General features: G+C 72.1%; 17 protein-coding genes. 12 read left to right on the top strand and 5 right to left on the bottom strand.

All coding sequences use genetic code 11. The annotated features are described in order from the left end of the window. Positions 1–109: 109 nt before the first annotated feature. Together ACWGIF_RS08650 and ACWGIF_RS08645 are read right to left on the bottom strand one after the other, a co-directional pair. Positions 110–1,834 carry a hypothetical protein gene (locus ACWGIF_RS08650; protein ID WP_453493068.1) on the bottom strand — a complete coding sequence of 575 codons (1,725 nt, stop codon included), beginning with the start codon at positions 1,832–1,834 and terminating at the stop codon, positions 110–112. Positions 1,835–1,844: 10 nt separating this feature from the next. Next, entirely contained in the window at positions 1,845–2,099 is a 255-nt protein-coding gene (locus ACWGIF_RS08645; protein WP_401200534.1) for a MoaD/ThiS family protein, read from the bottom strand. A gap of 459 nt (positions 2,100–2,558) precedes the next feature. Here ACWGIF_RS08645 and ACWGIF_RS08640 point away from each other — a divergent pair, with 459 nt between their 5' ends. The 5 genes from ACWGIF_RS08640 to ACWGIF_RS08620 all read left to right on the top strand — a co-directional run bounded on the left by ACWGIF_RS08640 (position 2,559) and on the right by ACWGIF_RS08620 (position 8,199). Beyond that, on the top strand, positions 2,559–3,401 hold the full coding sequence (locus ACWGIF_RS08640) for a response regulator transcription factor (protein ID WP_453493064.1): 843 nt from the start codon (positions 2,559–2,561) through the stop codon (positions 3,399–3,401). Between the two features lie 24 nt (positions 3,402–3,425). Further along, complete coding sequence (locus tag ACWGIF_RS08635; protein ID WP_453493062.1) at positions 3,426–4,448, top strand: LacI family DNA-binding transcriptional regulator; 1,023 nt, start codon at positions 3,426–3,428, stop codon at positions 4,446–4,448. A gap of 148 nt (positions 4,449–4,596) precedes the next feature. Further along, positions 4,597–5,820, top strand: coding sequence for a S1C family serine protease (locus tag ACWGIF_RS08630; RefSeq protein ID WP_453493059.1), 1,224 nt, complete (start codon positions 4,597–4,599; stop codon positions 5,818–5,820). A gap of 217 nt (positions 5,821–6,037) precedes the next feature. Then, positions 6,038–6,769, top strand: coding sequence for a response regulator transcription factor (locus ACWGIF_RS08625; protein ID WP_453493056.1), 732 nt, complete (start codon positions 6,038–6,040; stop codon positions 6,767–6,769). Beyond that, entirely contained in the window at positions 6,766–8,199 is a 1,434-nt protein-coding gene (locus tag ACWGIF_RS08620; RefSeq protein ID WP_453493053.1) for a HAMP domain-containing sensor histidine kinase, read from the top strand. Before ACWGIF_RS08625 ends, ACWGIF_RS08620 begins: the two co-directional genes overlap by 4 nt. On the opposite strand, the gene ACWGIF_RS08615 is transcribed toward ACWGIF_RS08620, so the two are convergent. Next, complete coding sequence (locus ACWGIF_RS08615; protein ID WP_453493050.1) at positions 8,179–9,054, bottom strand: phosphatidylinositol-specific phospholipase C; 876 nt, start codon at positions 9,052–9,054, stop codon at positions 8,179–8,181. The genes ACWGIF_RS08620 and ACWGIF_RS08615 overlap by 21 nt on opposite strands. Positions 9,055–9,131: 77 nt before the next feature. Then, a complete protein-coding gene (locus ACWGIF_RS08610) occupies positions 9,132–9,701 on the bottom strand; it encodes a TetR/AcrR family transcriptional regulator (RefSeq protein WP_453493047.1) in 570 nt (189 codons plus the stop codon). A gap of 117 nt (positions 9,702–9,818) precedes the next feature. Here ACWGIF_RS08610 and ACWGIF_RS08605 point away from each other — a divergent pair, with 117 nt between their 5' ends. Next, positions 9,819–10,604, top strand: coding sequence for an alpha/beta fold hydrolase (locus ACWGIF_RS08605; protein WP_453493044.1), 786 nt, complete (start codon positions 9,819–9,821; stop codon positions 10,602–10,604). Between the two features lie 76 nt (positions 10,605–10,680). Here the strand turns inward: ACWGIF_RS08605 and ACWGIF_RS08600 are convergent, their stop codons facing one another. Next, the gene (locus tag ACWGIF_RS08600) at positions 10,681–12,498 is read right to left on the bottom strand and encodes a bifunctional metallophosphatase/5'-nucleotidase (RefSeq protein WP_453493041.1); all 1,818 of its coding nucleotides are present in this window, start codon (positions 12,496–12,498) and stop codon (positions 10,681–10,683) included. Between the two features lie 170 nt (positions 12,499–12,668). Here ACWGIF_RS08600 and mshD point away from each other — a divergent pair, with 170 nt between their 5' ends. From mshD to pstA, 6 genes are all read left to right on the top strand, one after another. Next, entirely contained in the window at positions 12,669–13,595 is a 927-nt protein-coding gene (gene mshD, locus ACWGIF_RS08595; RefSeq protein WP_453493038.1) for a mycothiol synthase, read from the top strand. Between the two features lie 495 nt (positions 13,596–14,090). After that, positions 14,091–16,439 (top strand): RNA degradosome polyphosphate kinase, encoded by a 2,349-nt coding sequence (locus ACWGIF_RS08590; RefSeq protein ID WP_453493035.1) that lies wholly within the window; start codon positions 14,091–14,093, stop codon positions 16,437–16,439. Continuing rightward, positions 16,420–17,385, top strand: coding sequence for a CHAD domain-containing protein (locus ACWGIF_RS08585; RefSeq protein ID WP_453493032.1), 966 nt, complete (start codon positions 16,420–16,422; stop codon positions 17,383–17,385). Before ACWGIF_RS08590 ends, ACWGIF_RS08585 begins: the two co-directional genes overlap by 20 nt. 247 nt (positions 17,386–17,632) lie before the next feature. Continuing rightward, a complete protein-coding gene (pstS, locus tag ACWGIF_RS08580) occupies positions 17,633–18,769 on the top strand; it encodes a phosphate ABC transporter substrate-binding protein PstS (RefSeq protein WP_453493029.1) in 1,137 nt (378 codons plus the stop codon). Between the two features lie 128 nt (positions 18,770–18,897). Then, positions 18,898–19,890, top strand: coding sequence for a phosphate ABC transporter permease subunit PstC (pstC, locus tag ACWGIF_RS08575; protein ID WP_453493027.1), 993 nt, complete (start codon positions 18,898–18,900; stop codon positions 19,888–19,890). Then, the gene (pstA, locus tag ACWGIF_RS08570; protein WP_453493024.1) at positions 19,890–20,972 is read left to right on the top strand and encodes a phosphate ABC transporter permease PstA; all 1,083 of its coding nucleotides are present in this window, start codon (positions 19,890–19,892) and stop codon (positions 20,970–20,972) included. Before pstC ends, pstA begins: the two co-directional genes overlap by 1 nt.

The following is a 20,972-nucleotide window of genomic DNA, read 5'->3' as shown; positions in this document are numbered from 1 at the left end:
GTGCGTTCTAGTGGACCATGTCGGGCCGTCAGGAGGCCGTCAGGAGGCCGTCAGGAGAGGTCGGAAGCGCACAGGAGGCGGTCAGCAGCCCCTGTGGCTCCCTCGCAGGTCAGCCCACCACCCGGCCGATCAGGTACACCGCGGGAGCGGCCACCGCAAGCGGCAGCGCGACGCCGGCCGTCATGTGCACGAACTTCGACGGGTAGTCGTACGCCGCCACGCGCAGCCCGATCAGCGCGCACACGCCGGCGACCAGGCCGAGCAGCGCCCCGCCCACTCCGACGGAGGTCAGCCCGCCGACCGCGACGCCCGCACCGGCGGCCGCGGCCAGCGAAACGCCGACCGAGGCAGCCGTGGGCAGCGGCAGCGCACGGGCGAAGACGGCGACCGCGACGGCGGCCGCACCGACGGTGACGGCGGCGGAATCGGCCGCCAGGTAGCCGGCGCAGACGATGGCGAGGGCGGCCGAGGCCACCGAGGCCATCAGCCCGTACATCCGCTCGTCGGGGTCGGCGTGGCTGCGCAGCTGGAGCACGAGGGTGAGCAGCACCCAGGCGCCGAGGGTGCCGACGATCGCGCCGGGGCCGTACGTACGGTCCACCGCGAGCACGGCCACGTCGGCGACCACCGCCCCGGCGAAGGCGAGGGCGATGCCCTGGCGAGCCGGCCACATGCCGTTGAGGCGGAACCAGCCGGCCGCGGTGAGCCCCTGGAGGGCGATCAGCGGCACGAGCAGTGCGAACTGCCCGAGGGCGGCGGCCGCGGCGAGCAGGAGGCCGAGGGCGGCGGTCAGTATGGCCGGCTGCGGGCCGGGATCGATGATCGGCGACCTGCCCTCGGCGCGGGCCTGGGCCGGGTCGACGGCGCGCACGGTGTTCCCTGCGAGGGTGGGCGGGGACCAGGCGGTGGCCTCCGGCGCCTCGGGTGCTGCGGGCGTTTCGGCGGCCGGCGCGGCCGCCTGCGGCGGGAGGTACGCGGTCTGCTCGGCGCCGGCCGCCTCCCGCGCGGGGCCGGGCACCGGCGGCAGGTAGGCCGTCTCGCCGGCCGGGGCCGACTGCTCCGCGGGGCCGGGGTAGGGCGGCAGGTAGGCCGTCTCGTCGGCCGGGGACGGGACCGCCCCGCCCTGGCCTCGCTGGGACCAGTCCTGGGCGGCGGCCGGAGCCGGAGCCGGTGCCTCGTCGCGGAACCAGCCCTCCGGTACGGCCGGCTGCTGCGCCGGACCGGGGTACGGCGGCAGATAGGCGGTCTCCTCCGCCGGAGCCGACTGCTGCGCGGGATTCGGATACGGCGGCGGATAGGCCGTCTCGGCGGCCGAGACGGGCATCCCCGCGCCCGGGCCGCCCTGGGACCAGTCCTGGACGGGGGCCGGGGCGGGAGCGGCATCGGGGGCCGGGGCCTGGAACTCGTCCCGGAACCAGCCCTCCGGGGCCACGGCCTGCTGTCCGGACTCCGAGACCGGCGGCCGGTACGCGGCCTCCTCGACCGGCGCCGGATAGGAGTACGGCGCGTAGGGGTCGGCGGGGCCCTGGCCGGAGCCGTCGGGCCAGGGCACACCCGTACCGCCGGCCGGGGCCGGGGCGGGGGCCTCGTCGCGGAACCAGCCCTCCGGCGCCACCGGCTGCCCAGGCACCGCGCCCAGCGGCGGATGCAGCGGCTGGTGGCTGGTGTCCCAGGTGTCGGACTGCCAGGTCTGGGTCCCGTACGGATCCTGCTGCTGGTGCTGCTGGTCTTGCTGCTGCTGCTGCTGTTGCTGCTGTTGCTGCTGTTGCTGCTGCTCCTGCTGCGCGTAGTACTGCTGACGCTGCTGTCGCTGCTGTTCCTCGGGCGTGCTCATGGGCTCCCGCTCACCCGCCCGCGAACGGCGGAAGCACCTCGACGGTGCCTCCCTCGGTCAGCAGGACGGCATCGTGCGGGCGCTTGCCCACAGGCTCGTCGTTCACCAGGAAGGAGCAGCGCAGCAGGACCCGGCTCAGCTCCCCGGGATGGCGTTCCCGCACGGCGTCGAGCGCCTCGGCCAGTGTGCGCGCCGAGTACGGCTCCTCCGCCGTCTCGGCCGCGGCCTTGGCCGCCGCCCAGTAGCGGATGGTTCCGGTTGCCACTGCAGCTCCTATCGTCGGCTCTCTACCGTCGGCCTCCATGATGGCCCCTCCCACCGCTCGCCCCGGCGTGCCCCGACGCGCCGGGTGTGCGCCCGGCCGGCCGGGCCGTACCGCTCGGCCGCCCCCCGATCCGGTGAAACCGGGGCATACGCAGGGCACGAGCGTGGCAGGAACCACAGAAGAGGAAACGGAAGAGCTCGGCCGCGAAACGACGGGTGGGCTATTCTGCTTGGCGAGAGGATCCGGGCAACGTTGCCCCCGGGTCCTTTTGTGCTTTCAGCGCGTTGAACGAACCGAGAACAGCGGTATCCATGCGGACCCCAGGGCGCGGGGACCGCCGGGGCACCGGGCAAGCCGTACGAAGCAGTACCGCGCACGTCCTCGACGGGACCGAGGAGGAACCGACGTGATGGACCAGCGATCCGTGTACCACCGTCCGACCCGGGCAGGTGGTCGGACATGAGCTCACTCCTTCTGCTCACCAACGCCCTACAGCCTTCCACCGAGGTGCTGCCCGCGCTCGGCCTGCTGCTGCACAACGTCCGGGTGGCCCCGGCCGAGGGCCCGGCCCTCGTGGACACCCCGGGTGCCGACGTCATCCTCGTGGACGGGCGCCGCGACCTGCCGCAGGTGCGGTCGCTGTGCCAGCTGCTCCGCTCCACCGGGCCCGGCTGTCCGCTGATCCTCGTCGTCACCGAGGGCGGCCTGGCGGCCGTCACCGCCGACTGGGGCATCGACGACGTCCTCCTGGACACCGCCGGCCCCGCCGAGGTCGAGGCGCGGCTGCGGCTCGCCACGGGCCGCCAGCAGATGGGCTCGGACGATTCCCCGATGGAGATCCGCAACGGCGATCTCTCGGTGGACGAGGCCACGTACTCCGCCAAGCTCAAGGGGCGGGTGCTGGACCTCACCTTCAAGGAGTTCGAGCTGCTCAAGTACCTCGCGCAGCACCCGGGCCGCGTCTTCACCCGCGCCCAGCTGCTGCAGGAGGTCTGGGGCTACGACTACTTCGGCGGCACCCGGACCGTCGACGTCCACGTACGGCGTCTGCGCGCCAAGCTGGGTCCCGAGCACGAGTCGCTGATCGGTACGGTCCGCAACGTCGGCTACCGCTTCGTCACGCCGGAGAAGGTCGAGCGGGCGGCGGCGGAGGCCAAGGCCCAGGCGGCGGCGGAGGCCAAAGCCCAGGCGGTGGCGGCCCAGGCCTCCGCGCAGACCGCCGCGCAGGACGCGGCTACCGTCACCCGATCGGCGGAAGAGCCTGTGAGCATCAACTCCGCGGGACGCCCTGCCCAGAGGTAGGTCACCCCGCGTAGACTGCCGCGCGTGGCCAAGGTGACGCGGGATGACGTGGCGCGACTTGCGGGTACTTCTACCGCCGTCGTGAGCTATGTCATCAACAACGGACCCCGGCCGGTTGCCCCGGCCACGCGCGAGCGTGTCCTCGCCGCGATCAAGGATCTGGGCTACCGCCCGGACCGGGTCGCCCAGGCGATGGCATCGCGGCGCACCGACCTCATAGGCATGATCGTCCCCGACGCCCGTCAGCCGTTCTTCGCGGAGATGGCGCATGCGGTCGAACAGGCCGCCGCCGAGCGCGGGAAAATGGTGCTGGTCGGCAACTCCGACTACCGGGACGAGCGCGAGGTCCACTACCTGCGCGCCTTCCTCGGCATGCGCGTCTCGGGCCTGATCCTGGTCAGCCAGGGCATGAGCGAGCGCGCGGCCTCGGAGATCGAGGCCTGGGACGCACGGGTCGTGCTGCTGCACGAGCGCCCGGAGGCGATCGACGACGTCGCCGTCGTCACGGACGACATCGGCGGCGCGCAGCTCGCCACCCGCCACCTTCTGGAACACGGGCACGAGTACGTGGCCTGCCTCGGCGGCGTCGAGACCACCCCGGAGGTCGGCGACCCGGTTGCCGACCACGTCGAGGGCTGGCGCCGGGCGATGCTGGAATCCGGCCGCTCGACCGAGGGGCGGCTCTTCCAGGCCCCGTACAACCGCTACGACGCGTACCGGGTGGCCCTGGAGGTGCTGTCCGGCCCGGACCGCCCGCCGGCCATCTTCTGCGCCACGGACGACCAGGCGATCGGTCTGCTGCGCGCGGCGCGGGAGCTCCGGATCGACGTGCCCGGGGAACTGGCCGTGGCGGGCTTCGACGACGTCAAGGAGGCGGCCCTCACGGACCCGCCCCTGACCACCATCGCGTCGGACCGTCCGGCGATGGCCCGCGCGGCGGTGGACCTCGTGCTGGACGACTCGCTCCGCGTGGCCGGCTCCCGCCGTGAACGCCTGAAGCAGTTCCCGTCGGCCCTGGTGATCCGCCGCTCCTGCGGCTGCCGCTGACGCCGGCCCCGCCGTCCGCGTTCCGCAGTTCCGCAGTTCCGCAGTTCCGCAGTTCCGCAGCACGGCTTACATCGGGCCTACGAGGTTCTGTCGGGCTTCTCAGGCCAGGCTCAGGAAGCTCTCATGATCGGCTACCAGAGTCGTCACCATGACCGACAGCTTCCGCCGCGAAGGCGAGTACCCGCGACAGGACCGCCCCACCCCGCACGCGCCGTTCGGCGAGGACTGGCAGCGGGGCCGTGAGCAGCCGGCGCAGGAGGCCGCGGCCGGGGCGTACCCGCCGCCGCCCTCGTACCCGCCCGCGGCCCCCGGCTGGCACGAGGCACACCGGTCCCCGGTCATCCGCGGCGAGACGGTCCCGGCCGCGGCACCGGCCGCCGACGCAGGAGGCGCCCGCACCGGCGCCCCCCAGGGCCCGGCCCACGCCGCCGCCCCCGCCCCCCGCGCCAAGCGGCCCCTCGCGCTGCTGACCGCCGTCGCCCTCACCGCGGCCCTGGTCGGTGGCGGCACGGCGGCCGCCGTCCAGCAGCTGGTGGACCGGCAGAGCGTCGGCGGCGGCGGTGTCAACGGCACCAACGTCTCGCAGTCGTACACCGGCACCGTCACCGGCGTAGCCGAACAGGTCAGCCCCTCGGTCGTCCGCATCGACACCCGCACCGCGTCCGGCCAGGGCACCGGCTCCGGCATCGTCATCACCGCCGACGGCGAGATCGTCACCAACAACCACGTCGTGAGCGGCGCCGCCGAGATCCAGGTGACGATGAGCGACGGCAAGACGTACAAGGCCACCCTCGTCGGCGCCGACCCCGACAAGGACCTGGCCCTGATCAAGCTTCAGGGCGCCACCGGCCTCAAGCCCGCCAAGCTCGGCGACTCCGGCCACGTGAAGGTCGGCGACCAGGTCGTCGCCATCGGCTCGCCCGACGGCCTCACCGGCACCGTGACCAGCGGCATCGTCTCCGCGCTGGACCGCGAGGTGAAGGTGCCGAAGTCGGAGCGGCAGTCCCCGCAGAGCCGGCAGCAGGACGGCGACGGCTGGCCCTTCTCCTTCGGCGGACGGCAGTTCAACGGGGACACCGGCTCGGACACCACCTCGTACAAGGCGCTCCAGACGGACGCCTCCCTCAACCCCGGCAACTCCGGCGGCGCCCTGGTCAACATGAACGGCGAGATCGTGGGCATGCCCTCCGCGATCTACTCCCCCGCCTCCAGCAGCGCCACGGCCGGCAGCGTCGGCCTCGGCTTCGCCATCCCGGTCAACACGATCAAGGCCGACCTGGACTCCCTGCGCAAGGGCGGCCCCGGCGGAACGGGTTCCTCCTCCACCGGCGGCAGCGGCTCCACGGCCGACGGCTTCGGCACTTCCCTCTAGGGCGGGTCCTTCGGATCTCGTCGGCCGAGCCCGCGGTGTCCGGTGCCGTGCATCGCAAGGCCGGACGTACTCGGGAGCCCCGACAACGCCGCGAGGTGCGGTGCCGGGCAGCGCGGGCCCGGCAAGATCCGAAAGACACCCCTGGGGCCGTGCGAGGCTGGAGGCGCCGCCACGTGCCGCATGCCACGGCCGAACACCACTCCTGGGAGACCCATCCATGAATGCCGCCGAAGGCGAAGCGCGGATCCTCGTCGTCGACGACGAACCGGCCGTCCGGGAGGCCCTGCGCCGCAGCCTCGCCTTCGAGGGGTATGCCGTGCAGACCGCCGTCGACGGGCTCGACGCCCTCGACCGGGCGGGCTCGTACTCCCCCGACCTGATCGTCCTGGACATCCAGATGCCCCGGATGGACGGGCTCACGGCGGCCCGCCGACTGCGCGGCGCCGGCAGCGTCACGCCGATCCTGATGCTCACCGCCCGCGACACCGTCGGCGACCGCGTCACCGGCCTGGACGCGGGCGCCGACGACTACCTCGTCAAGCCGTTCGAGCTGGACGAGCTCTTCGCACGCGTCCGCGCCCTGCTGCGCCGCAGTTCGTACGCCGCCCCGCGGGCCGGCGGCGAGAGCCACGAGGACGCCCTGACCTTCGGCGACCTGCGCATGGACCTCGCGACCCGCGAGGTCACCCGGGCCGGGCGCCCGGTGGAGCTGACCCGTACCGAGTTCACGCTGCTGGAGATGTTCCTCGCGCACCCGCGCCAGGTTCTGACCCGCGAGCAGATCCTCAAGACCGTCTGGGGCTTCGACTTCGAGCCCAGCTCCAACTCCCTGGACGTGTACGTGATGTACCTGCGCCGCAAGACCGAGGCCGGAGGCGAGCCCCGCCTCGTCCACACCGTGCGCGGGGTGGGCTACGTCCTGCGCGCCGGCGAGAGCGGGCCCGAGTGAGCCCGGTCGCCCGGTTCCGCGCGCTGCCGCTGCGCTCCCGGCTGGCCCTGCTGGTCACGGTGGCGGTGGCCCTCGCCGTCGCGGCCGTGGCCGCGGTGTCGTGGGTGATGGTGCGCACCCAACTCCGCGAACAGTTGGACAGTTCGCTGCGCGCCACCGACGCTGCCGCCCAGGCCAACCAGGTCTACGCCAAGCTGCGCTGTGTCGCGGATCCGGCCCTGCCGGACCAGTCGGCCAACAACCTCAGCGCCCAGGTGCAGATCGTGCTGCCGGACGGCGGCCACTGCTGGGTCGACGGCAACAACACCCTGAAGGTCACCGCCATCGACCTGGAGGTCGCCCAGCGCCGGCGCGGCCCCGTGCTCTACGACACGACCACCACCGAGGGCGTGCCCGTCCGCGTCTACACCCAGCCCGCCCACGTGGGCACCCAGCCCGCCGCGCTGTCCGTCGCCAAGCCGCTCGCCGACGTCGACAAGCCCCTGTCCACCCTGGCCTGGGTGCTGCTCCTGGTCTGCGGGATCGGGGTCGTCGGAGCGGGCGCGGCCGGCCTGTGGGTGGCCCGTACGGGGCTGCAGCCCGTCGACGAGCTGACCGACGCCGTCGAGCACATCGCCCGGACCGAGGACCTGACCGTACGGATCCCCGACGAGGGCGACGACGAGATCGCCCGTCTGTCGCGGTCCTTCAACTCGATGACGGCGGCCCTCGCCTCCTCCCAGGAGCGGCAGGCCCAGCTGATCGCGGACGCCGGGCACGAGCTGCGCACCCCGCTGACCTCGCTGCGCACCAACATCGAGCTCCTCGCGCGCAGCGAGGAGACCGGCCGGGCGATCCCGCCCGGCGACCGTCGGGAGCTGCTGGCCTCGGTCAAGGCGCAGATGACGGAACTGGCCTCGCTGATCGGCGATCTGCAGGAGCTGTCCCGGCCGGACGCGGCCTCCCCCGGCCCGCTCGGGGTGGTCGCCCTGCACGAGATCGCCGGGGCGGCGCTGTCCCGGGCCCGGCTGCGCGGTCCGGAGCTCCGCTTCGACTCGGACCTGCGGCCCTGGTACGTACGGGGCGAGGCGGCCGCGCTGGAGCGGGCGGTGGTCAACGTCCTGGACAACGCGGTGAAGTTCAGCCCGCCGGGCGGCGCAGTCGAGGTGACGCTGCGGGCGGGCGAACTGACCGTACGGGACCACGGGCCGGGCATCCCGGCCGAGGACCTGCCGCACGTCTTCGAGCGGTTCTGGCGGTCCCCGTCGGCCCGGGCGCTGCCGGGCAGCGGGCTGGGCCTGTCGATCGTGGCCCGTACGGCGGCGCGGGCGGGCGGCAGCGCCGAGCTGCGGGCGGCGGCGGACGGCGGTCCGGGCACGGAGGCGGTGCTGCGCATCCCGGGGGCGCCCACCCCGCCGCCGTCCGATCCGTCAGTTGTGCCGGATCAGTGAGGCGACCAGGCCGGAGCGGGTGTTCGGGAAGTCCATCGGGACGATGCCGAGCCCGGTCCGTCCGGCCATCTCGCCTCCGTCGACGAACGAGTGCACCTGCGGGTTCAGGCGGTCGGAGTTCCAGCGCGGCGGCATGTAGGCGGAGGTGCTGACGTAGTTCACGAAGAGCCTGCCGGGCTGCTGGACGGCCTTGCGGAAGTGGTTCTCGATCTTGCCTCGCTTGGCGAAGGGCTCGGCGTTCCAGTCGTCCTGGATGTCGAAGACGTTGCCGTCGCCGTAGCGCAGGCCCGGCAGGCCGCCGTTGTCGGCGAGCAGGACCACCTTGCCGCGGGCCTGCCCGAGCGAGGGCAGGGTGTCGGCGATCCGGAACAGCGGGCGCCAGCCGCGGTGGTCGAGGTAGTCGTCGAAGACGGCGCGGAAGGTGGCGTCGCTCTCCCCGGAGTACTCCTGTTTGACCCGCATCAGGACGGTCTCGGACGGGTGGGCGGCGAGGAAGTTCCAGCAGGCGACGAGGACGTCCCCGAACATCAGGTTCTGGTAGACGGACCCGTGGTGGATCGCGAACGATCCGCCGGTGACGCGGCAGCGGACGTCCAGGAACCGGATGCCGGCGTCGAGCTGTTCGCCGATGGAGGTGTTCTGGCAGGCGACGTAGAGGCCGCCGTGGCGGGCGCCGGAGTCGTGCGTGCCGGGGATGGTCATCCGCTGCAGGGCGGTGGAGTCGCCGAGACCGGCCATCCAGTCCCGGGTGCCGAGGGCGGTGCCCGACGCCGTCCCCGCGGTGCCCAGCCCCAGGGCCGTGCCCGCCGCCAGTGCTCCGGCCAGAAACGCCCGCCGGTCGATGCCCATGCCCATGCCCACCCCTTCGCCGACCCGGTGATGGGACGGGATTATGGCGTGGACACCTCACGTATACCACCCAGCGGCAGGGCTCAGCTTTCGAGCAACTCCGCCATGGAGCGCAGCCCTTGGGCGATCTCCCGGCCGTTCGGCGCGCTCTCCGGATCGGTCAGGCACTGCACCATCACCCCGCTCAGCAGAGCGATGTGCAACGACCCGAGGGCCCGTACGTCCTCCTCGGTGACCGCATCCTCCGGCACCCCGCGCAACTGCGCGGCGACCATGCGGCGGGACCGGCGCTGACCCTCGGCCAGGATCGCGAGCAGCTCGGGCGAGGACTGCGCGTGCACGAACGCCTCGACGTTGGCGGTCCAGAGCCAGCGCATGTCGGCGAAATCCCGGATCTTGCGGTCCCACGTGTCGGCGTACCGCTCCTCGGCGGTGTCACCCTGGCCGGCGAGCCGGCCGGACCCCGCGGCCCACTCGTCCAGGGCGGCGAACAGCGCCTGATTGAGCAGCACCTCCCGCGATCCGAAGTGGTAGCCGATCGCGGCCATGCTCACCTGCGCCGCCGAGGCGATGTCGCGCACGGTCGTGCGCAGGTACCCCTTCTCCTCCAGGCAGCGGCGCGCTCCGGCCAGCAGGTCCTCGCGATTTCCCATGCCGGGATCGTATCCGCGCCGCATTTGGGCAAGCGCCCTACACAGTCGTATTGCGCGCTTGCCCAAATCCTGGCAGCCTTCTGGGGGAGACATCGCCGAACAGGGGAGAGCCACGCCATGCGTCACAAGCTGAAGATCGACGACCGCACGCTGTCCTACCTGGACTCCGGCGGCCCCGGCCGCCCGCTGCTGGCCCTGCACGGCGGCATGTCCGAGGCCGCGGCCTTCACCGGCCTGGCCGCCGCACTCGGCGACGCATGGCGGGTCATCGCCCCCGACCAGCGCGGCCACGGCGACTCCGACCGGGCCGCCGACTACGGCCGGGCCGGCTACGTCGCCGACGCCCTCGCCCTCCTCGACCACCTCGGCCAGGACGCCCCCGTACCGGTCCTCGGGTACTCCCTCGGCGGGCTCAACGCCTACCACCTGGCCGCGGCCCACCCCGGCCGGATCTCCGCGCTCATCGGCGTGGACGCCACCGTCGAGATCCGCATCCCCGCCGGGCCGCACTGGTTCGACTTCCTCGACGGCCTCCCCTACACCGCCCCCACCCGCGAGGGACTCCTCGCCGCCGCCGGGCCGGCCGCCGCACCGTTCGTCGCCGACGGGCTGCGCCCCCTGGCCGACGGCAGCGGCTGGCGGCTGCCCTACCACCCCCGGGACATGCTCGACTCCATCCGGGCGTGCGAGGGCGACCACTGGGACACCTGGCTCGCGAGCACCTGCCCGGCCCTGCTGATCCACGGCACCCGAAGCCGGGCCCTCACGCAGGCCGCGGCCGACGCGATGACGGCCCGGCGTCCGGGAACGGCGTACGCGGCCCTCGACGGCGACCACTTCGTGCCGTTCACGGACCCGGAGGGATTCCACAAGGCCGTCGGCACGTTCCTGGCGGCGCTCTGACCCTCCCCCGTCCGGGAAAAGGCCGAGGGGGCGGCGGGCCGACCGGCCCACCGCCCCCTCAAGGGTCCTGCGCGTCCTACTTGACGACGGTGATGCGGTCCGCCGCCGGCGGCACGATCGGGTTCGCCGCCGAGGAGTTCTTCGTCAGGTAGGCGTTGAAGCAGTCCAGGTCGGACGCGCCCACCAGCTTGTTCTTGTGCTCCTTCAGGACGGTGAAGCCGTCACCGCCGCCCGCGAGGAACTCGTTCATCGCGACCCGGTAGGTCTTGGCCGGGTCGATCGCCTCGCCGTTCAGCTTCACGGAGTCCACGACGATGCGGTCCGCGCCCGCCTTCGTCATGTCCAGGGTGTACGTGAAGCCCTTCGACACCTGCAGGATCTTCGGGCTCGCCCCGTTGACCGGACCGCTGACCTGCTGCTGGAGCGCGGTGATCAGCTGCGTGCCGGTCAGGTCCACGATGTTCATCATGTTGGTGAACGGCTGGACCGTGAAGGACTCGCCGTACGTCACCACGCCGTCGCCCTCGGCGCCCGAGGCCTTGTAGGCGAGGTCCGAGCGGATGCCGCCCGGGTTCATGATGGCCAGCTGCGCACCGCCCTTGTCCGCCGGGGACAGCGCCTCGAGCTGCGCGTCGGCGATCAGGTCGCCGAGCGGCTTCTCGGGCTCCGCCGAGCCGCGGCCCGGGATGTCCGCCGCGATGAAGCCCTGCGGGCGGTTGGCGACCGGGGCCGCCAGCTCGTTCCAGCGCTGGATCAGCTCGGTCATGTCCGCGGCCTTGGGCTGGTCGCGGTGGACGACCTTGTTGACCGGCTTCGGCGAGGCGATCGGCGTGCGGACGATGTCCTTGGTCTGCCGGTCGTACGTGAGGGTGGTGTCCGTGTACAGGCGGCCGATGGAGGCGGCCGAGGTCACCGTGCGCGGGTTGCCCGCCGGGTCGGGGATGTTGCAGGCGTAGGCCTGGTGCGTGTGGCCGGTGACCAGCGCGTCGACCTTGGCGTCCACGTTCTTGGCGATGTCCACGATCGCGCCCGAGATGCCGGCGCCGGCGCCCGGGACGTTGCAGTCGTAGTTGTACGCGCCGCTGGCGGGCAGACCGCCCTCGTGGATCAGCGCGACGATCGACTTCACGCCCTGCTTGTTCAGCTCGGCGGCGTACTTGTTGATCGTCTCGATCTCGTCGTTGAACTTGAGGCCCTTGACGCCCTCGGCGGTCACGATGTCCGGAGTGCCCTCCAGGGTGACGCCGATGAAGCCGATCTTCACGTCGCCCTTCTTCCACACATAGGTGGGCGACATCAGCGGGCGCTTGGTCTTCTCGTCCGTGACGTTCGCGGCGAGGTACTGGAACTCGGAGCCCTTGAACTCCTTGCCGTACTCGAAGCAGCCCTCGACCGGGTGGCAGCCGCCGTACGCCATGCGGCGCAGCTCGGCCTTGCCCTCGTCGAACTCGTGGTTGCCGACGCTGCTGACGTCCAGGCCGAGCTTGTTCAGCGCCTCGATGCTCGGCTCGTCGTGGAAGAGCCCGGACAGCATCGGGCTGCCGCCGATCATGTCGCCGGCGGCGGCGGTGACGGAGTACTCGTGGCCCTTGCGGGCCTCGCGCAGGCTGGTCGCGAGGTACTCGACCCCGCCTGCGGGTATGGCCTTGGTGGTGCCGTCGGCCTGACGTTCGGTCACGGTGCCGGAGGAGCCCTGCGGGGGCTCCAGGGTGCCGTGGAAGTCGTTGAACGACAGCATCTGCACATCGACGGTCCGGCTCTTGGCCGCACCGCCACCACTCGCGGCTCCGGCCGGCAGTGCGGCAGCGACCATCGCGCCGGCCCCGGCCGTGACGGCGAGGGCGGTGAAGGTCAACCGGCGGTTTCGGCGGTGCCGTTGTGGCGTCGCTGACATTTAGTCCCCTTTGTGGACAGCGATACTGCGTGGGAGGTCCGCCGAAGCCTATGGTCAACGCGCGTAGCTCTACCAGGGGGTAACGGGTATCGCGTTGGTTACGTGCAGAAGACGGACCGACCCCGCGCCCGCGATCCGTCCGGCGCCCGTGGCGGTCGTAGGCTCGTGTCATGACTGACGCAGCAGCGGCCCTGGAGCCCGGACGGCAGATTCAGACCCTCGACGAGCTGACGGAGGAACAGGCCGGCGACGTACTCGACCTGATCGAGGACGCGGCGCGGACCGACGGCACCACCGCCGTGTCCGAGCAGGGACGGCTCCAGCTGCGCGGCGGGCCGCGCGAGGGGATCCGGCACTTCCTGCTGACCGAGGGCGGCCGGCTCGCCGGATACGGGCAACTGGAGGACACCGACCCGGTGGAGGCCCCGGCCGCCGAGCTCGTCGTACACCCGGCCCTGCGGGGGCGCGGGCACGGGCGGGCGATGGGCATGGCCCTGCTGGCCGCCTCCGGCAAGCGGCTGCGGGTATGGGCCCACGGCGGCAAGTCGGCCGCCCGGCACCTCGCGCAGGTACTCGGCCTGACCCTGTTCCGCGAGCTGCGCCAGCTGCGCCGGCCGCTGGCCGACGGCGACCCGCTGCCGGAACCGGTGCTCCCGCCCGGCGTGACCGTACGGACCTTCGTGCCCGGCACCGACGACGAGGCCTGGCTCGCGGCGAACGCCGCCGCCTTCGCCCACCACCCCGAGCAGGGGTCCCTGACCCAGCGCGACCTCAACGACCGGATCGCACAGCCGTGGTTCGACGCCAAGGGCTTCTTCCTCGCGGAGCGCGAGGGGGAGATCGTCGGCTTCCACTGGACGAAGGTCCACGCGGCGGAGCAGCTGGGCGAGGTCTACGTGGTCGGCGTCCGCCCGGGCGCCCAGGGCGGCGGCCTCGGCAAGGCCCTCACCGCGATCGGCCTGCGGCACCTGTCGGCCCAGGGTCTGCCGACGGCGATGCTCTACGTGGACGCCGACAACCCGGCGGCCCTCTCCGTCTACCAGGGCCTCGGCTTCACCACCCACGAGGTCGACCTGATGTACCGCACGGAAAGCTGACGGGCCGGGCCCCGCCGCCCAGCCCCGGGGACCCGCCCCGGCCACCATCCAGCCCGCCGGAGCGACCCCTCAGCCCCGCCGGCGTTTGAGGCGGCCCTTCAGCCCCGCCGGCGATTGAGGCGGCCCTTCAGCCCCGCCGGCGATTGAGGCGACCCCTCAGCCCCGCCGGCGATTGAGGCGACCCCTCAGCCCCGCCGGCGATTGAGGCGGTCTTTCAGCCCCGCCGGCGTTTGAGGCGCGGGGGTCCGGGGGCGGCGCCCCAGGCAACGGCGCCGCACCCGGCACCCCACACTGAAACCGCACCCGCCCGCCCGCCGGCAGCCGCCATCCGCCGCCGCCCCCACGACTCGTGCACCAGCCGGAGCCGGGAAGCCACACGCCATTAACCGGGCATTCAGACACGCTTGCGACTCTCCCGGAATGCAGCCCCGCCTCCGACTGACAGCCGACACTTCCGACGCGCCTGTCCTGCCGCGTGCGCGGAAGAATGGAGTCATGAGCCACCAGCCCAGCGCAGGCCCCACCGAGGTCCCCGCCCAGCACCCGTCTCACACGCTCGCCGCCGGCGCGGCCACCGGCGCAGGCAGCCGCACAGGCAAGGGCACCGGCACCGGCACCGGCGCGGCCGACCCCGCCGCCAAGGCGCCCGGCCCGGGCAACGCCGTCACCGGCGCCCACGCCCGGATAGGTTCCATCTCCGCGCACCGCCCGCACGTCGACCTCGAGCCCGACATCGACGCCGACCTGGACGCCTACGACGACAAGGACGGCGGGGAACTCCCCCCGGGACGCTTCCTCGACCGGGAGCGCAGCTGGCTCGCCTTCAACGAGCGCGTGCTGGAGCTCGCCGAGGACCCGACGACCCCGCTGCTGGAGCGCGCCAACTTCCTGGCGATCTTCGCGAGCAACCTCGACGAGTTCTTCATGGTGCGCGTGGCCGGCCTCAAGCGGCGCATCGCGACGGGTGTCGCCACCCGTTCGGCCTCAGGCCTGCAGCCCCGCGAGGTGCTGGACCTGATCTGGACGCGCTCGCGCGAGCTCATGGCCCGCCACGCCGCCTGCTTCCAGCAGGACATCTCCCCTGCGCTCGGCGAAGAGGGCGTCCACCTGATCCGCTGGCCGGACCTCACCGAGAAGGAGCAGGCCCGCCTCTTCACGCTGTTCCGCAACCAGATCTTCCCGGTGCTGACCCCGCTGGCCGTGGACCCCGCGCACCCGTTCCCGTACATCTCCGGCCTCTCCCTCAACCTGGCCGTGGTCGTGCGCAACCCGGTCAGCGGCCACCGCCACTTCGCCCGGGTCAAGGTCCCGCCGCTCCTCTCCCGCTTCCTGGAGGCCTCGCCTCAGCGCTACGTCCCGCTGGAGGACGTCATCGCCGCGCACCTGGAGGAGCTGTTCCCGGGCATGGAGGTGCTCGCGCACCACATGTTCCGCGTGACCCGCAACGAGGACCTGGAAGTGGAGGAGGACGACGCCGAGAACCTCCTCCAGGCCCTGGAGAAGGAGCTCATGCGGCGCCGCTTCGGCCCGCCCGTGCGGCTGGAGGTCGAGGAGTCCATCGACCCCGGCGTACTGGACCTCCTGGTGCAGGAGCTGAACGTCAACGCCTCCGAGGTGTACCCGCTGCCCGGGCCCCTCGACCTGACCGCCCTCTTCGGCATCGCCTCGCTGGACCGGCCCGAGCTGAAGTACCGCAGGTTCATCGCCGGCACCCACCGGGACCTCGCGGAGGTCGAGTCCGCGTCGGCCCCCGACATCTTCGCCGCCCTGCGTGAGCGGGACGTCCTGCTCCACCACCCGTACGACTCCTTCTCCACCTCGGTGCAGGCCTTCCTGGAGCAGGCCGCCGCCGACCCGGACGTCCTCGCCATCAAGCAGACGCTCTACCGGACCTCGGGCGACTCCCCGATCGTGGACGCCCTGATCGACGCCGCCGAGTCCGGCAAGCAGGTCCTCGTCCTCGTCGAGATCAAGGCCCGCTTCGACGAGCAGGCCAACATCAAGTGGGCGCGCAAGCTGGAGGAGTCCGGCTGCCACGTCGTCTACGGGCTCGTCGGCCTCAAGACCCACTGCAAGCTGTCGCTCGTCGTCCGCCAGGAGGGCGACCAGCTGCGCCGCTACTCGCACGTCGGCACCGGCAACTACCACCCCAAGACCGCCCGGCTCTACGAGGACCTCGGCCTGCTCACCGCCGACCCCCAGGTCGGCGCGGACCTCTCCGACCTCTTCAACCGGCTGTCCGGCTACTCGCGCCGCGAGACCTACCGCCGGCTGATGGTGGCGCCCCGCTCGCTGCGTGACGGACTGATCGCTCGGATCGACAAGGAGGCCGCCCACCACAAGGCCGGCCGCCCCGCGTACGTGCGCCTCAAGATGAACTCGATCGTCGACGAGGCCCTCATCGACTCGCTCTACCGGGCCGCCCAGGCGGGCGTGCCCGTCGACATCTGGGTGCGCGGCATCTGCGCGGTGCGCCCCGGAGTCCCCGGGCTCTCGGAGAACATCCGGGTCCGCTCGATCCTCGGCCGCTTCCTGGAGCACTCCCGGGTCTTCGCCTTCGGCAACGGCGGCGAGCCCGAGGTGTGGATCGGCAGCGCCGACATGATGCACCGCAACCTCGACCGCCGTATCGAGGCACTGGTCAGGGTCGCCGACCCGGCCCACCGCGCGGCACTGGACCTGATGCTGGAAACGGGCATGTCCGATGCCACCTCCTCCTGGCACCTGGGCCCGGACGGCGAGTGGACCCGGCACAGCACGGACGCGGAAGGCCAGCCGCTGCGGCACGTACAGGAGACGCTCATAGACGCCCGGAGGCGCCGGCGTGGCTCAGCAAAACCATGACCCGATTACGGCGACGGCGGACGCAGGTGCCGTGCTCGGCGCGTACCTGCGCGCCCAGGCCACCGCTTTCCTCCGCGGGCTGCGCCTGCACGACGAAAGCGCGGCGAGCGGGGCCGACGCCGTCGCAGGAGGCGATGCGGCGCGCAGCCTGCGGGGGGCTGCGCGCCGCATCAGCGGATCCCTGGCCACCTTCCGGGCGGTGACCGAGCCCTCCTGGGCCGACGGGCTGCGCACCGAGCTGGTGTGGCTGTCCTCGACGCTGGCCGGCGAGCACGCGTACGCCGCCCGGCTGGCCCGGCTGATGGACGCGCTGCACCGGCTGTCGGGCTCTCCGGAGCTGCTGCCGGCGCCGCGCGGCTCGGCGGGCGCGCTGACGGTGGGCTCGGCGCGGGCGGGCGCCCTGTTGGAGCGCCAGCTGACCCTGGCCCGTACCCGCGCCCATTCGGCGACGCTGCAGGCGCTCGGCTCGTCCCGCTTCCACGCGGTGGCGGACGCGGTGGCGGTGCTGGCCTCGGAGGTCCCGCTGGACGGGGTCTCGGCCCGGGGGCGGGTGCAGGAGGTGCTGGTCCCGCTGGCGGCGGTGGCCGAAAACCGTCTGTCGGCGGCGGTCGAGGCGCTGCCGCCGGTCGACTGCGCCCACCCGTACAACGCGGACCACGACGGGCTCTGGCACGAGGTACGCCGCCTGATGCGGGTCCACCGGTACGCGCGGGAGGCGCTGGGCGGGGACGTGGCCGGGCCGGCGGCCGCGGGCGAGGCCCTGGACCGCCACCGCGACGCGGCCGAGGCGGCCGCCGCCTCGGCGACGGCGGCCCGCACGCCGCGGATCGCCCCGGCGACGGCGTACGCGCTCGGCGTCCTGCACGCCGATCAGCGCCACGAGGTCGAGGCGGCCCGGCTCGATTTCCGGCGCCTCTGGCTCCGGGAGCCCGCGGTCACGCCGTGATAACGGCCGCGTAACGGATGATGGCCGCTGTGTGCGCCCTGCCGGGATCGCACCGGGTCGTCCGCCACGGTTCACCGTCCGTTCACTTGCCCCGGTCGGCTGCTTCACCTGTTCTGCCTAATTTCGGTAGTGCACGGAGCGGGTCGCTCAGAGGTCGAGCAGCTCAGCCGGGCAACCCACGTAGTCCTCTTCGCACGCCGCCCCGATACAGAAAGCGGCCGGCGGCTTCTGGAAGGAACACCCGAAAGTGAAGCTTCAGCGCAAGAACATGCTTCGTGCCTCCGCCCTCGGGGCGCTTGTCGTGTCCGGCGCCCTGGTCCTCACGGCGTGCGGCTCGGACGACAACACCAAGACCACCGACGGGACGGGCAAGCCCTCGGCGGCCGCCGCGGCCGACATCAAGTGCGAAGGCGCCAAGGGCAAGCTCCTGGCCTCGGGCTCGTCCGCCCAGAAGAACGCGGTCGACCTGTGGGTGAAGAACTTCATGGCCGCCTGCCCCGGCGTCGAGGTGAACTACAAGTCCTCCTCCTCCGGTGAGGGCATCGTCGCCTTCAACCAGGGCACCGTCGGTTTCGCCGGCTCGGACTCGGCGCTGAAGCCCGAGCAGGTCGAGGAGTCGAAGAAGCAGTGCACCGGCGGCCAGGGCATCGACCTGCCCATGGTCGGCGGCCCGATCGCGCTCGGCTTCAACGTCGCCGGCGTGGAAAAGCTGAACCTCGACGCCGCCACGATCGCCAACATCTTCAACGACAAGATCAAGAAGTGGGACGACGAGGCGATCAAGAAGCTGAACCCCGGCGTCACGCTTCCCTCCACCGCCATCCAGCACTTCCACCGCTCCGAGGACTCGGGCACCACCGAGAACCTCACCAAGTACCTCAAGGCCGCCGCGCCCGACGCCTGGCCGCACGAGGCCGCGAAGAAGTGGGCCGCCCCGGGCGGTCTCGGCGCCTCCGGCTCCGCGGGTGTCGCCACCCAGGTCAAGGCCGTCGACGGCTCGATCGGCTACTTCGAGCTCTCCTACGCCAGCTCGCAGAACATCAAGACCGTCGACGTGAACACGGGCGCCACCGCCCCGGTCAAGGCCACCGGTGAGAACGCCTCCAAGGCCATCGCCGCCGCCAAGATCTCCGGTACCGGCTCCGACCTGGCGCTGAAGCTCGACTACACCACCAAGGCCGAGAGCGCGTACCCGATCGTCCTGGTGACGTACGAGGTCGTCTGCGACAAGGGCAACAAGGCCGAGACCCTCCCGACCGTGAAGGCCTTCCTGAACTACACCGCCTCGGACGCGGGCCAGAAGGTCCTCCTCGAGAACGGCTACGCGCCGATCCCGGCCGAGATCAACGCCAAGGTCCGCGAAGTCATCGCCTCGCTGAGCTGACCTCCTCCCCGAGGTGTCGGCCGCCCCCGTCCGGGCAATCGACACCTCGGGGACCTCCCCCTCCACCCAGGGGGACATCCGGTGCACCGCCGCCAGGGGGCCTGCCCCCCACACAGACCGGAAAGACCATGGCTTCCACCACACCCACCCAGATAGACACGGCTCCGCCGGGCATCTCCAGGAGCGGAACTTCCACCGGCCGCGCCGGTGACAAGATCTTCGCGGCGCTCTCCAAGGGCTCCGGCATCCTGCTCCTGGTGATCATGGCGTCGATCGCCGTCTTCCTCACCTACCGGGCGACCCTCGCCCTGTCGGAGAACGAGGGCAACTTCCTCACCACCTTCGACTGGAACGCGTCGGCCAACCCCCCCGTCTTCGGCATCGCCGTCCTGCTCTTCGGCACCGTCGTCAGCTCGATCATCGCGATGGTCATCGCGGTTCCGATCGCCGTCGGCATCGCCCTCTTCATCTCCCACTACGCGCCGCGCAGGCTGGCCGCGCCCCTCGCCTACGTGGTCGACCTGCTGGCCGCCGTGCCGTCGATCATCTACGGCATCTGGGGAGCGCTCTTCCTCGTCCCGCACCTGAACGGGCTGAACCTCTGGCTCGACGAGTACCTGGGCTGGACCTACGTCTTCGACAAGACCCAGGTCAGCGTCGCCCGTTCGCTGTTCACCGTCGGCATCCTGCTCGCGATCATGATCCTGCCGATCGTGACCAGCGTCAGCCGCGAGGTCTTCCTCCAGGTCCCGCGCATGAACGAGGAGGCCGCCCTGGCCCTCGGCGCGACCCGCTGGGAGGTCATCCGGATGTCGGTGCTGCCCTTCGGCCGCTCCGGCGTCATCTCCGCCTCGATGCTCGGCCTCGGCCGCGCACTCGGCGAGACCATGGCCGTCGCCACCGTCCTCTCCCCGAGCTTCCTGATCTCGCTGCACATCCTCGACCCGGGCGGCGGCACGTTCGCGCAGAACATCGCCGCGAAGTTCGACGAGGCCAACGAGTTCGGGCGGGACGCGCTGATCGCCTCCGGTCTGGTCCTCTTCCTGCTCACCCTGCTGGTCAACGGTGCAGCTCGCCTGATCATCGCTCGCCGCAAGGACTTCTCGGGGGCGAACGCCTGATGAGCCACGCACTGCAGGACCAGCGGCCCACCCGGGCCCGCAAGTCCGCCGCCCCCGCCAGTCTCACCCGGCGCGGCCTGCCCCGCTGGGCCCCGGCCGGCATCGCGGTCGCCTCGATCGCCCTCGGCTCCGGCACCGGCCTCGCCTTCGGCCTCCACAGCAAGATCCAGTGGGGTCTGATCGCGTCCCTGCTGTTCGTCGGCATCACATACACCGCCAGCGCGCTGATCGAGAACCGCCGCCAGGCCAAGGACCGGGTCGCGACCTCCGTCGTGTGGGTCTGCTTCGTCCTGGCCGTCGTCCCGCTGCTCTCGCTGATGTGGACCACGATCAGCCGCGGCATGGAGGTCCTCACCGGCGACTTCCTCACCCACTCCATGAACGGCGTCACCAGCTTCGAGGCGGGCGGCGGCGTCTACCACGCACTGCTCGGCACCATCGAGCAGGTCGCCCTGGCCACCCTGATCGCCGCGCCCGTCGGCCTGCTCACCGCCGTCTACCTGGTCGAATACGGCCGGGGCGCGCTGGCCAGGGCCGTCACCTTCTTCGTCGACGTCATGACCGGCATCCCCTCCATCGTCGCGGGCCTGTTCATCCTGACGACCTGGAACCTGATGCTGGGCTTCGGCCCCTCCGGCTTCGCCGGCGCGATGGCCCTGTCGATCCTGATGATGCCCGTCGTGGTCCGCTCCACCGAGGAGATGCTCAAGCTCGTCCCGAACGAGCTGCGCGAGGCCGCCCTGGCCCTCGGCGTGCCGAAGTGGCGCATGATCCTCAAGGTCGTGCTCCCCACCGCCATCGGCGGCATCTCCACCGGTCTGATGCTCGCCGTCGCCCGCATCGCCGGCGAGACCGCGCCGATCATGCTGCTGGTCTTCGGCTCCCAGCTGATCAACGGCAACCCCTTCGAAGGCGCCCAGTCCTCGCTCCCCCTGTACATCTGGGAGCAGTACAAGGTCGGCAGTGAAGCCTCCTACGACCGGGCATGGGCCGCAGCGCTCGTCCTGATCGCCTTCGTCATGATCCTCAATCTGGTGGCCCGCGGCATCGCCCGCTGGAAGGCCCCCAAGACCGGTCGCTGA

It is taken from the genome of Streptomyces sp. NPDC054849, assembly GCF_053610945.1.
The sequence above is the reverse complement of the archived record's forward strand: the minus strand, read 5'-3'. Positions and strand labels throughout refer to the sequence as shown.

Coding starts and splice junctions, on each gene's coding strand:
- ACWGIF_RS08615 (WP_453493050.1), bottom strand. CDS start 9,054: ATGGGCATGGGCATCGACCGGCGGGCGTTTCTGGCCGGAGCACTGGCG.
- ACWGIF_RS08640 (WP_453493064.1), top strand. CDS start 2,559: ATGAGCTCACTCCTTCTGCTCACCAACGCCCTACAGCCTTCCACCGAG.
- ACWGIF_RS08605 (WP_453493044.1), top strand. CDS start 9,819: ATGCGTCACAAGCTGAAGATCGACGACCGCACGCTGTCCTACCTGGAC.
- ACWGIF_RS08625 (WP_453493056.1), top strand. CDS start 6,038: ATGAATGCCGCCGAAGGCGAAGCGCGGATCCTCGTCGTCGACGACGAA.
- pstC (WP_453493027.1), top strand. CDS start 18,898: ATGGCTTCCACCACACCCACCCAGATAGACACGGCTCCGCCGGGCATC.
- ACWGIF_RS08590 (WP_453493035.1), top strand. CDS start 14,091: ATGAGCCACCAGCCCAGCGCAGGCCCCACCGAGGTCCCCGCCCAGCAC.
- ACWGIF_RS08610 (WP_453493047.1), bottom strand. CDS start 9,701: ATGGGAAATCGCGAGGACCTGCTGGCCGGAGCGCGCCGCTGCCTGGAG.
- ACWGIF_RS08600 (WP_453493041.1), bottom strand. CDS start 12,498: ATGTCAGCGACGCCACAACGGCACCGCCGAAACCGCCGGTTGACCTTC.
- ACWGIF_RS08630 (WP_453493059.1), top strand. CDS start 4,597: ATGACCGACAGCTTCCGCCGCGAAGGCGAGTACCCGCGACAGGACCGC.
- pstA (WP_453493024.1), top strand. CDS start 19,890: ATGAGCCACGCACTGCAGGACCAGCGGCCCACCCGGGCCCGCAAGTCC.
- mshD (WP_453493038.1), top strand. CDS start 12,669: ATGACTGACGCAGCAGCGGCCCTGGAGCCCGGACGGCAGATTCAGACC.
- ACWGIF_RS08650 (WP_453493068.1), bottom strand. CDS start 1,834: ATGAGCACGCCCGAGGAACAGCAGCGACAGCAGCGTCAGCAGTACTAC.